This window comes from Moheibacter stercoris (genome assembly GCF_040545805.1).
GTDB lineage: Bacteria > Bacteroidota > Bacteroidia > Flavobacteriales > Weeksellaceae > Moheibacter > Moheibacter stercoris.
The window spans coordinates 131,458-142,944 of the sequence record NZ_JBEPMO010000007.1 but is presented as its reverse complement, the minus strand read 5'-3'; the positions used below and the strand labels follow the sequence as shown (position 1 = coordinate 142,944).

The following is an 11,487-nucleotide window of genomic DNA, read 5'->3' as shown; positions in this document are numbered from 1 at the left end:
CTTTATGCTTAATGGGTTTGTCTAACTTAGTCTGCTGCTTGGTTCTTTTTTATAGTTCTTATAGGTATTAAATTTAGCATTTACAAACATAGGATCGGCTTTGTATTACACGGGCGAAAGTACCACAGGCGTTGGCTTTGGAAATTTATTCCACAAAACCGTTTTCTTACACTTTTTTAATTAATTTAGTTGCAGAAAAACGGTTTTGTGGTGTTCGTGTTTTGTCGAAGTTCCGGCTTCCTTACCCCGTGCAACACAAAGCCGCGGCCCGTTATCGCTCAGTGTAAAAAGACATCGAATGTGAATAAAATGAACGACAGAAATAAAATGCCAACCGCACATTCAGGCACATTTGCTTGCCCCAACGCACAAGCGACCGCTTCGCAAGCAAAAGAGCTTGAATTTTTGCCAACGCACAGAATAAACAAGTAAATTTGACCAAAGAAAAATATTATAATGACATACAATTTCATAGACTTATTTGCAGGAGCAGGAGGACTTTCAGAAGGATTTATCCAAGCTGGTTTTGAGCCTATTGCTCACGTTGAAATTGAAAATTCTGCTTGTAATACTCTGAGAACAAGAGCTGCTTACCATTACTTAAAAGCTAACAACAACTACAAAGTTTACATTTCTTATCTAAAAGGTGAGATAACTCGTGAGGAATTATATTTAAGTGTGCCAAAAGATATTTTGGACGCTGTTATTAACCTTTCAATTGGAGATGAACACAATGAAATTATACATCAGCAAATAAAGAAAAGCCTAGGAAAAAGAAAAGTTGATTTAATTATTGGCGGACCTCCTTGCCAGGCATATTCATTGGTTGGACGGTCACGGTCTAAAACTAAAATGGAAGGTGATCCAAGAAATTACCTCTTTATTCAATATGCTGAATATTTAGAGAAATATAAACCTAAAATGTTCGTTTTTGAAAATGTTTTGGGATTAAAGTCTGCTAAAGGAGGTCACTATCTTGACGAGATGGAGAAAATATTTGATAAAAAAGGCTATCAAATAAAACTAAATACCCTTGAAGCAAGAAACTTTGGAGTATTGCAAAACAGAAAACGAATTATCATTCTTGGTTGGCAAAAAAACAAAAATATAAACATACCAAACTTGGAAGAAATTGTAATTGAAAGCAACTATTTAGTGAAAGATCTATTGAATGATTTACCTGTGATAAAAGCTGGTGAAGGTGCGGATAGATTTTTGAAATACAAAACAGAAACAACTGAGTACTTAAAACATCATTCCCTACGCAATGGGATTGATGTTTTAACCCAACATATTGCGAGACCACATAGAGAGCAAGATAAAGAAATTTACAAAATTGCTGTTCAGAAATGGGATAAAAAGCAAGAACGATTAAACTACAATGATTTACCAGAAAGATTAAAGACCCATCAAAATCGCACTTCATTTTTTGACAGATTTAAAGTGGTTGCTTCTGACTTGCCCTACTCTCAAACAGTAGTCGCCCATATTGCTAAAGATGGCCATTATTATATTCATCCTGATAGTAAGCAAAATAGATCAATCAGCGTAAGAGAAGCAGCGCGACTACAATCTTTTCCAGATGACTATTATTTTGAAGGTGAAAAGGAAGGAGCTAATAGAACGGCTGCATAAATATTAACCTATGGAATACAAAATTACACATATCAACTCATTACTGATAAATGATTTCTCCGAGGATTTCATTTTAAATCAGAAAAAGCAAATCTCAAATAAGTTCAAATTCAGGTTTAGATTGCTTGATAGTGATAGAAATATATATTTTGAAGGTTTGGCTACTAAAAATGATTCTTTCGCTCCATTAGACTTTTTAGGAAGCGAATTTGGCTGTACTGACTTACAATATTTTGAAAACGGGAAATTTATTAGCCTATGAAACGACCAACAATAGTTGTTTGTGCAATAATTACAATAGATAATAAAATTTTAGTAGTTCAAAGAAATAACACTATGACACTGCCTCTAAAATGGGAATTCCCTGGAGGAAAAATTGAACCAAATGAAACAGAAGAAGGATGCATAACTAGAGAAATCAAGGAAGAATTAAACATAGAAATTACATTGCTTAAAAAGCTTGAATCCTCTATTTACAAATATCCAACTATTACAATTGAATTAATCCCTTTTTTAGCAAATTACGAAAAAGGTACGATAAACCTGAAAGAACACATACAGTATAAGCTCCTTAAGAAAGAAGAACTTAGTAGTTTAGATTGGGCAGAAGCCGACCTACCCATTGTAAAAGAATTGCAACAACTATGAATCAAGGCATTTACGAAGAACTTGTCACAAAACTGGTAGCTCATAAAATCAATGAGTTAGATAAAAATGCCTACCACATTAACAAAACAAAAATTGATAAAGCGGAAGCCGCAATCATCCTTTCAAAGCATTTGTCAAGCACAATAAAACGCGCATTGGAGTTTGTAAATGGCGAAAATCAATTGGAACTTCAAATCGTAATTGCTAATAAAATCATTCAATTTTTAAAAGAAGAGCTTCTTAAAGAAGATTTCAACAACGATCTTATCGAAGTAGAGGGTGAAATTTTAAAAGCGGTGTTCACCAAAGTAGATGCTCATTTTTCGGATTTTGATTTACATTTAAAAGAAATCACGCCTTACACAAGGCTCACACACAGCGAATTATTTACAGGTGGAAATGTAGGATTATCGCTTGAAAGTGAATTAAAAAAGGAAATCTTATCTGCCAACAGAATTGATTTATTGGTTTCTTTTATCAAATTCAAAGGCATAATAATTTTGGAAAGAGAACTCCAAGAATTCACTAAAAGAGGTGGAAAACTAAGGGTAATAACTACCACCTACATGGGCGCTTCTGATTACAAAGCGATTCAGTTGCTTTCAAAATTAGAAAATACGGAAGTGAAAATTTCCTATAATACAGGCAATGAACGACTTCACGCAAAAGCGTATTTGTTTTACAGAGACACGGGATTTCATACCGGATATATTGGTTCATCGAATTTTTCCAGGTCTGCGCTTACAGATGGTTTAGAATGGAACATAAAAATTACAACCAAAGAAGTCAGCCACATTATCGACAAATTCCAAAAAACCTTTGACTCCTATTGGCAGAGTGATGACTTTGAATTATTTGATGATGCTGTACACAAAGAGAAACTCGTTGCTTCATTGAATCAGGGTAAAATATCTAAAACTACGGATATCAATTATTCGCTTTTTGAAGTCAAACCTTATCCGTTTCAGCTCGAAATTTTAGAGAAATTAGAAATAGAACGGTCTGTTCACGAAAGAAATAGAAATTTGGTGGTTGCCGCAACTGGAACCGGAAAAACCGTGATTTCGGCATTTGATTACAAGAATTTTAGGCAAAACAACAAGTCTTCTAAACTTTTATTTTTAGCCCATAGGAAAGAAATTTTAACGCAATCTTTGGCCACTTATCGCGGTATTTTGCGTGACAATAATTTTGGAGAGCTTTGGGTGGACGGCATGGAGCCTACCAATTTTGAGTATGTGTTTGCCTCGGTTCAAACCTTAAACAATAGAATTGGAAATTTAAGTCTTTCAGCTGAGTTTTTCGATTACATCGTGATTGATGAATGTCATCACACTCCTGCTGATTCATACAGAGGAGTAATAAATTATTTCAAGCCAAAAATTCTTTTAGGATTAACTGCCACGCCAGAGAGGATGGATAAGCTAGAAATTGAGAAAGATTTTCACAACCGTATTGCAGCAGAAATACGGTTACCAGAGGCTTTGAATAGGAAACTACTTTGTCCTTTTCAATATTTTGGAGTTTCTGATAGTATTGATTTATCGAAGGTGGGTTGGGAAAGAGGAAGATATATTGCCAGTCAGCTGACCAATATTTATACGGCCAACGATAGAAGGGTAAGTGAAATCATTCAAGCACTCGAAAAATACACGAAAGACAAATCGGATGTGCGTGCTCTTGGTTTCTGTGTTTCAATGGAACACGCCAAGTTCATGGCTGAAAAATTTTCGTTGGCAGGATTTAAAGCCGATTATCTAACCAGTGCTAATAATCAAAATCGAGATTTGGTTAGAAGTCAATTGCTGAACAAGGAAATCAACTACTTATTTGTGGTGGATATTTTCAATGAAGGGGTAGACATACCTGAAATTGATACCGTTTTGTTTTTGCGACCAACAGAAAGTTTGACCATTTTCTTGCAACAACTTGGAAGAGGTTTGCGATTAGCAGAAAATAAAGATTGTCTCACCGTTTTGGATTTTGTGGGCAATGCTAGACCGGAGTATAATTTTGAGAATAAATTTAGAGCTTTAATTGGCAAAACTACAACAACGGTGCACAAAGAAGTTGAGGATAATTTTCCTCACCTGCCATTAGGATGTTCGATTGTGTTAGAAAAGAAGGCTAAAGAAATTATCCTTAAAAACATCAAGTCTGCTACAACGCTGAATCGCAATCAGATTGTCGCTAAAATCAGGAATTTCAAGCATCAAACAACATTACCGCTTACCTTAAAAAACTTTACGGAGTTCAATAATATTTCGATTCAAGCCATATACAAAAGAGGTTCTTGGAAACGCTTGTGCCAAGAGGCCGGAGTCATTGATTTTATTGACACAACCAACGAGAAAGAAATTTATTCTGCCATTTCTAACAAATGGCTTTCAACGAGCTCTACCAGTTACTTTAAATTCATTCTGAAGCTCGCAAAGGATAATTTTCAAGTCAGTGTATCTGACTTAAATCCCAACGAAGAAACGATGGTTTTGATGCTTCATTACGATGTTTGGCAAAAAGCAGGTGGTTTTGATTCCATTGAAGAAAGTATTCGAGACATTGGTAAAAACAAAGTTTTGGTGGAGGAAATCATTGAGGTTCTAGAAATATTAGAAGATAAAATCGATTTCAAAGAAATTGAAATTCAACTCCCTTACCATCAGCCATTAAAAGTGCATGCTCGTTATACCAGAGATCAAATACTGGCAGCGTTTCGTTTAAGTACATTTGACAAAAAATCCCCAAGTCGAGAAGGAGTGGCTGAAAATACCTCTTTAAACACTGAATTATTATTCATCAATCTGGTTAAATCAGAGGAAAATTTCTCGCCCACAACGATGTACGATGATTACGCCATTAATGAATACCTTTTCCATTGGCAAAGTCAAAACTCAGCTGCGCCAGACACTTCAAAAGGCTTATCCTACATCAAGCATCAGGAAAACAAAAAGAAAATATTGCTATTCGTAAGAGAAAAAGCCAAAGATGAACATGGAAATACAATGGGTTATGTATTTGTAGGTGAAGGCAATCTTAAAGAACATTACGGGGCAAAACCTATGAGTATCAAATGGGAGCTAAACGAGCCTTTACCACATTATTTGTGGAATGATGCTGCAAAATTGAGGGTTGGGTAATTATTGTATAGTCAGAAGATAGATTGCACTAGCAGATATTTATGAGCAATACGGGGCTAGACTTATGGAGCAAAATGTTCGTTCATTTCTTCAATTCACAGGTAAAATAAATAAAGGTATTCGAAATACTATTCTTAAAGAGCAGCATATGTTTATGGCCTTTAACAATGGTATTGCAGCTACTGCAGAAGAAGTTACTATTACAGATTTACCAAATAATCAAGGTAAAGCTATTGCCCAAGTAAAGGATTTTCAAATTGTAAATGGTGGACAAACTACAGCGTCAATTTATCATACTTGGAAAAAAGATAAAGTTGATATAAGCAATGTATTTGTTCCTGTTAAACTTACTATTGTTAAAAATAGAGAAAATTTTTCTGAAATAGTAGGTCGTATTGCAGAATATGCTAATACACAAAACAAAGTTTCAGCTTCTGATTTGAGTTCAAACAAAGAAAACCACGTAATAATTGAAAAGCTATCAAGGACAATTTGGGCACCACCAATTGCAGGTGAAACTACTCAAACAAGGTGGTTTTTTGAACGGTCAAGAGGTCAATATAAAAATGAACGCATAAGATTTGGTATCACGCCATCAAAACGCAAACAATTTGACAAGCAGAATCCAAGAAGTCAAATGTTCACTAAAGAAACGTTGGCCAAGTTTATCAACTCTTATGAGGAAGTGTATAATGGCAAAAAGTTAGTAATTGGGCCACACATTGTTGTTAGAGGAAGTCAGAAAAATTACGCTCAATTTCTGAATTATAATTTCAGTTTTAAGCCAGACAATATTTGGTTTGAAGATGCTATTGCAAAAGCTATTTTATTTTCATCAGCTGAAAAGGTATATGGTGTAAAACCAAACGCAATTGGAGATATGCGTTATATAACAGTTCCCTATTCATTAGCTTGGTTAGGTTATAAATTGAACTACAAACTTGATTTATACAAAATTTGAAAAAATCAATCGCTAACCGATATTTTAAAGTCTAAATTGCACGAATTAATGTCTAAAATAGAGGATTACATCAAAACTAAAGCTCCTGGTTCTTTATATGGAGAGTGGGCAAAAAAAGAAGAGTGCTGGAATGCCATCAAAAATCAAGATTTCAACATTGACATGGAAAGTTTAAAGGTAGACTTGGAGAACAAATTGTCTGTAAAAAGGAAAAGAATAACCGAAGATGAAGTTGAAAATCAACTAATTCAAGCCGAAGTAGATTTTATAAAATCTATACCGATTGCAAAATGGCTCGAAATAAGTAAAATAGGTTCAGAAATTGAAGGTATGACACAACACCTAAAAGACAGAGCAATTAATATTCAATCTTCGCTACGCTTAAACAAAATATTGTCTGAACACCAAAGAAGAGATGCAATAAAAATTATTGAAAATATTTTGGAAAATTCTCCAAACTTCTTTGACGAGGATTTTGAAACTTCTAATAAAATAATAAACCAATCAAATGAAGAAATTAATCCTGAATTAATTCTAAAAATGGTAGAATGGGACACTAAGGCGAAAGTGTTATCAGCTAAAGAATTACAATACATTGCAGACTTTGGTTATGGACTTAAAACATTAAATGATTTTCACGAAAAAAATATTAGGAGACATTTATCTCGATTAAAAGATGCAGGTTTCAAAGTATAACAGCCACACAATTACTCACAGCTTATCTATTTTAATGGTGTTCGTGAATCCTAAGCGGTTTGCCAAGCCGCACCAGCCAACGCTACAACCCAAGCTTGGCAAAGAGTGTGTCTGTCCAACGGCACCGCAGACAGAAAAACAGACGACAGAAAAGAACAACGAAGTGATAACATCACCTATACGCAAGCAGGGGTTACGTGCTTCGTAGGACAGGAAAGTGGTAAATTTAAATTTCAGTTCTTCGTAGGATGAACTGTGTAAAAAACCAAATATTTTAGGCTATTTTTTTAACATAATCATCTTGGTACAAAGTTCCATTTTTAACGCATCCATAAACTTGCTTTAGAAGCTTGTTGCACACTGCGATTACGGCTGATTTCTTGTTCTTTCCTGCTGCCACCAATCGGTCAAAGAGTTCGCGACATGCTCGGTTCGTACTTTTCGCATTTAATGCACACATGTACAATATATGACGTACCTGTTTTCCGCCTTGTTTGCAGATCCTCGTTCTAGCTCTCACGCTACTCCCACTGCTACATTCAACCGGACTCAGACCACAATAACTGATCAGTTGGTGATAACTTTCCATGTCTTTGAAACTTTGGGTGTAGATAATGAGTTCGGCCGCCGCTCGTTTGCCTATTCCCTTTACACTCTGTACTTGTATCAAAAGTTCAGGTTGCCAAGATTTGAGCTTTTCTTCTAGTTTCTCTGTTAATTTCGCTTGTTCCTGTTTCATCTTTTTCATCAGACTTTGATAGCTTTTCAGGACCGACTCTTCTTGTACTCCACTGCGCTTTAAGGCATGAAGTTGGTTGCTTAATTTGGTAATGGATTTGGTTAAATCGCCAATGGCTTGGTTGATCATCCGGCATTCAAAATAGGCCTGATCGGGCATCTGACTGGCTGCTGGTTGGCGGTCGATTCCGTATTCGCATATCCGCTTGGCATCTTTCTTGTCCGACTTATTTCGTTCCAAATGCATCTGGATATATCGCTTGATCTGTAACGCATTTACAATCGTATAAACTTGGTTTTTCTGATACAAATACTACCTTTGAAATATGAAAAATAAAAATTTAGATCAAGACTTTGGCACATTGTCAGAAACCATTAATCGACTTGTTAAATTAGGTTACACCCACGACTTTAATATAATGGACGAATGTATTGTATGACATAAGGAAAATATTACATTATCACCAGACGATTTTCAAATTGACCACGTCTATCGCTTTGAGGGCGACTCAGACCCTGAATACCAGTCCATACTTTACGCCATTTCATCTACAAAGTTTGACGTTAGAGGAACTTTAGTAAATGGTTACGGCACTTCATCAGACGAAGTGACAACAAAACTGATAGAAAAATTAAACACTCATAACAACCAAAATAAAATGGAAAGTAAATCAAATGACGAAACACCACAACGGCCAGACAGTGAACGCTTATTAAATGCACCGTTAGTAGAAATGAATTTACAAGAGGTTATTAAACAAATAAAAAGTGAAACTACTTGGATTGACAGCGACCGAAATGCCGTTACACTTTTCAAATCGGAAACTATGAGAATTGTGCTTATAGGACTACACGAAAACGCAGAACTAAAACCGCACAAGGCTAACGGAGTAATAAGTGTTCAAGTAATTGAAGGCAACATAGAATTTACAGCAGAAGATCAAATTACTTCTCTGGAAAAAAGACAAATGATAGCATTACAAGAAAATATTATTCATAGTGTTAAAGCGTTGACAGAAAGTTTTTTTCTATTAACACTTGCAATGAACAACAAATAGACACGAGAAGAGAAGGGCAGCAGCTAACAGGCGTAACTGTTGCACAACTCCAAAATTTCAGTGATAACAAAAATAATTGACCTCGTTTAAGTCCTTTTAAGCGAGCTTTATTATGGTTTAGTATATGCGTGTTGGATTTTCAAGATAGCTTATAGTGCAAGTTTTGAAGTCTATTTAGGCGATGTTTAAGTGACCCTAAGATCTCTTTCTTGAAGCTCATTTTTAGGGCTATGATTTGCGGATTTTTACGGGTGAATTTCAGGTACTTTTTCAGATTATAGCACAAGGCTGCCCATCATTACATGTTTGTTTGCTTGTACCATTCCACGACTGTTGAGCCGTTTGAGGTTATGATGGTTGATCAGCGTTCCTAAAACCGGTTCTACTGTCGAACTGCGACGCTTGACCAACCTGCGGTGATGGGATTTGTTTTGCAGGAGCTTTTGGTGCATCTTATCGTACAAGGGTTTGTGAATGCTGTCATCTAACTTTTTAAACTTGCTTACCTTTCCACAGCATTGGGCTCGAACAGGACAATCTTTACAATCCTTTTCGCTGCTTCGGTAAGTTTTCTTTTCATAGCCTTTACTGTCTGTTCGGATGCCTTTAAAAAGAAGTATCGCTTTATTTCTGCCTTCTTGAACACATTCATATTGTTCTTTTTCTGCGTTGTAAATAAAACCTTCGCGTTCGGGTTTGTATTGGCCAAAATTCGGTATGTAGGCATCTATGTTTTTATCTGCACAATATTGTAAGCTTTCGCCAGAACTATAGCCTGCATCGGCTACTACTTGATTGATTTGGATGTCATTTTGCTCTAAATTCTCAATTGTTTGATCCATTATTTCAGCAAAAATAGCGCTGTCTTTACTCCCTGCTGTGCTCGTGCATGCTCCTGTAATTTACCCCGTAGGATTTAGTAAATTTGACTATATTTATAGGATGTATTATTATGTATATGTATTGTGGAGTGGTTCTGATAATCAATTTTATACAGGTTATACAAATAATCTAAATAAAAGATTACTTGATCACCAAAATGGAAAAGTTCGTTCCACTAAGAGTCGAATGCCTTTGACTTTAATATATTGGGAAGGTTGCTTAAATCAACAAGATGCAACGAAAAGAGAAAATTATTTAAAATCTGGAAGTGGAAAAATATATTTACGAAATAGGTTAAAATCATATTTTAATAATCCAACGGGGTGAACATGATGAGCATCGTCTACTGCTAGTTGACCTGCATAGTTCAATTGGCGTGGTTTGCCTGGTTTGGTCGAGATCTTGGCATCGGGATCGGTATACTTTCTTGTCCTTCACTACCATAATAATTCGAGGTGCAAGCATACAGATAATGTAAATCCAATTCCCTAAGCAATATCCGATAGTAATTATCCTTGGGAACCAAATTTTCCAAACTCGTATGATAAAATAATTGAGGGGTAAATCGCTTTCGTCCTTGCATATTTAAATATAATCATTTTTTTTGATAAATTGTAGTTGTGCAACATGCACATCGTATTGGCGAAATGCGGGGTTAAATACAAAATACAACTATTTGTTTCCTTTAGCCGCCAATAATTCGCAATTCCACATTTTTGTTTAACTTAGTTCCATTGAAAAAATATTGGCTACACTCGTTCTGAATTGAACTTTCAGTTAAATCCAGCCCGCACTTCGCCAATACTTTTTCGTTAGCTGCAACCCTAACCGACAACTCCTCATTTCGGCATCACAATAAATCAATACTACCTTTGAAATATGAAAAATAAAAATTTAGACCAAGACTTTGGCACATTGTCAGAAACCATTAATCGACTTGTTAAATTAGGTTACACCCACGACTTTAATATAATGGACGAATGTATTGTATGACATAAGGAAAATATTACATTATCACCAGACGATTTTCAAATTGACCACGTCTATCGCTTTGAGGGCGACTCAGACCCTGAATACCAGTCCATACTTTACGCCATTTCATCTACAAAGTTTGACGTTAGAGGAACTTTAGTAAATGGTTACGGCACTTCATCAGACGAAGTGACAACAAAACTGATAGAAAAATTAAACACTCATAACAACCAAAATAAAATGGAAAGTAAATCAAATGACGAAACGCCACAACGGCCAGACAGTGAACGCTTATTAAATGCACCGTTAGTAGAAATGAATTTACAAGAGGTTATTAAACAAATAAAAAGTGAAACTACTTGGATTGACAGCGACCGAAATGCCGTTACACTTTTCAAATCGGAAACTATGAGAATTGTGCTTATAGGACTACACGAAAACGCAGAACTAAAACCGCACAAGGCTAACGGAGTAATAAGTGTTCAAGTAATTGAAGGCAACATAGAATTTACAGCAGAAGATCAAATTACTTCTCTGGAAAAAAGACAAATGATAGCATTACAAGAAAATATTATTCATAGTGTTAAAGCGTTGACAGAAAGTTTTTTTCTATTAACACTTGCAATGAACAACAAATAGACACGAGAAGAGAAGGGCAGCAGCTAACAGGCGTTTGGAGAAATGCGGGGTTAAGTGCAAAATTGAAAGTTTTCGCTTCCTTATCCGCTCCCGATAACTATCGGGACTGTTTGCTTTTGTT

The 11,487-nt window shown here is 35.6% G+C and carries 10 protein-coding genes; 8 read left to right on the top strand and 2 right to left on the bottom strand.

Annotation, left to right across the window (positions count from 1 at the left end; all coding sequences use genetic code 11):
- Positions 1-456 precede the first annotated feature (456 nt).
- The 5 genes from ABID46_RS07825 (at position 457) to ABID46_RS07805 (ending at position 7,077) form a co-directional block, all read left to right on the top strand.
- Positions 457-1,635, top strand: a complete 1,179-nt coding sequence (locus tag ABID46_RS07825; protein WP_354508773.1) for a DNA cytosine methyltransferase — start codon at positions 457-459, stop codon at positions 1,633-1,635.
- Positions 1,636-1,893: 258 nt separating this feature from the next.
- Positions 1,894-2,283 (top strand): (deoxy)nucleoside triphosphate pyrophosphohydrolase, encoded by a 390-nt coding sequence (locus ABID46_RS07820; protein WP_354508771.1) that lies wholly within the window; start codon positions 1,894-1,896, stop codon positions 2,281-2,283.
- Positions 2,280-5,420: a DUF3427 domain-containing protein gene (locus ABID46_RS07815; RefSeq protein ID WP_354508769.1), complete on the top strand. Its 3,141-nt coding sequence runs from the start codon at positions 2,280-2,282 to the stop codon at positions 5,418-5,420. The genes ABID46_RS07820 and ABID46_RS07815 overlap by 4 nt, the downstream gene beginning before the upstream one ends.
- A gap of 64 nt (positions 5,421-5,484) precedes the next feature.
- Positions 5,485-6,381: an AIPR family protein gene (locus ABID46_RS07810; RefSeq protein WP_354508767.1), complete on the top strand. Its 897-nt coding sequence runs from the start codon at positions 5,485-5,487 to the stop codon at positions 6,379-6,381.
- 48 nt (positions 6,382-6,429) lie between these two features.
- Positions 6,430-7,077: a hypothetical protein gene (locus ABID46_RS07805; RefSeq protein WP_354508765.1), complete on the top strand. Its 648-nt coding sequence runs from the start codon at positions 6,430-6,432 to the stop codon at positions 7,075-7,077.
- Positions 7,078-7,351: 274 nt separating this feature from the next.
- Here the strand turns inward: ABID46_RS07805 and ABID46_RS07800 are convergent, their stop codons facing one another.
- On the bottom strand, positions 7,352-8,125 hold the full coding sequence (locus tag ABID46_RS07800; protein WP_354508763.1) for a transposase: 774 nt from the start codon (positions 8,123-8,125) through the stop codon (positions 7,352-7,354).
- 349 nt (positions 8,126-8,474) lie between these two features.
- Here ABID46_RS07800 and ABID46_RS07795 point away from each other — a divergent pair, with 349 nt between their 5' ends.
- On the top strand, positions 8,475-8,873 hold the full coding sequence (locus tag ABID46_RS07795; protein ID WP_354508757.1) for a cupin domain-containing protein: 399 nt from the start codon (positions 8,475-8,477) through the stop codon (positions 8,871-8,873).
- Between the two features lie 275 nt (positions 8,874-9,148).
- Here the strand turns inward: ABID46_RS07795 and ABID46_RS07790 are convergent, their stop codons facing one another.
- Positions 9,149-9,715, bottom strand: a complete 567-nt coding sequence (locus tag ABID46_RS07790) for a transposase (protein ID WP_354508761.1) — start codon at positions 9,713-9,715, stop codon at positions 9,149-9,151.
- Between the two features lie 100 nt (positions 9,716-9,815).
- Here ABID46_RS07790 and ABID46_RS07785 point away from each other — a divergent pair, with 100 nt between their 5' ends.
- A complete protein-coding gene (locus ABID46_RS07785) occupies positions 9,816-10,082 on the top strand; it encodes a GIY-YIG nuclease family protein (RefSeq protein ID WP_354508759.1) in 267 nt (88 codons plus the stop codon).
- Positions 10,083-10,967: 885 nt separating this feature from the next.
- On the top strand, positions 10,968-11,366 hold the full coding sequence (locus tag ABID46_RS07780; protein ID WP_354508757.1) for a cupin domain-containing protein: 399 nt from the start codon (positions 10,968-10,970) through the stop codon (positions 11,364-11,366).
- Positions 11,367-11,487: the final 121 nt, after the last annotated feature.

Coding starts and splice junctions, on each gene's coding strand:
- ABID46_RS07820 (WP_354508771.1), top strand. CDS start 1,894: ATGAAACGACCAACAATAGTTGTTTGTGCAATAATTACAATAGATAAT.
- ABID46_RS07790 (WP_354508761.1), bottom strand. CDS start 9,715: ATGGATCAAACAATTGAGAATTTAGAGCAAAATGACATCCAAATCAAT.
- ABID46_RS07825 (WP_354508773.1), top strand. CDS start 457: ATGACATACAATTTCATAGACTTATTTGCAGGAGCAGGAGGACTTTCA.
- ABID46_RS07780 (WP_354508757.1), top strand. CDS start 10,968: ATGGAAAGTAAATCAAATGACGAAACGCCACAACGGCCAGACAGTGAA.
- ABID46_RS07810 (WP_354508767.1), top strand. CDS start 5,485: ATGGAGCAAAATGTTCGTTCATTTCTTCAATTCACAGGTAAAATAAAT.
- ABID46_RS07805 (WP_354508765.1), top strand. CDS start 6,430: ATGTCTAAAATAGAGGATTACATCAAAACTAAAGCTCCTGGTTCTTTA.
- ABID46_RS07785 (WP_354508759.1), top strand. CDS start 9,816: ATGTATTATTATGTATATGTATTGTGGAGTGGTTCTGATAATCAATTT.
- ABID46_RS07795 (WP_354508757.1), top strand. CDS start 8,475: ATGGAAAGTAAATCAAATGACGAAACACCACAACGGCCAGACAGTGAA.
- ABID46_RS07815 (WP_354508769.1), top strand. CDS start 2,280: ATGAATCAAGGCATTTACGAAGAACTTGTCACAAAACTGGTAGCTCAT.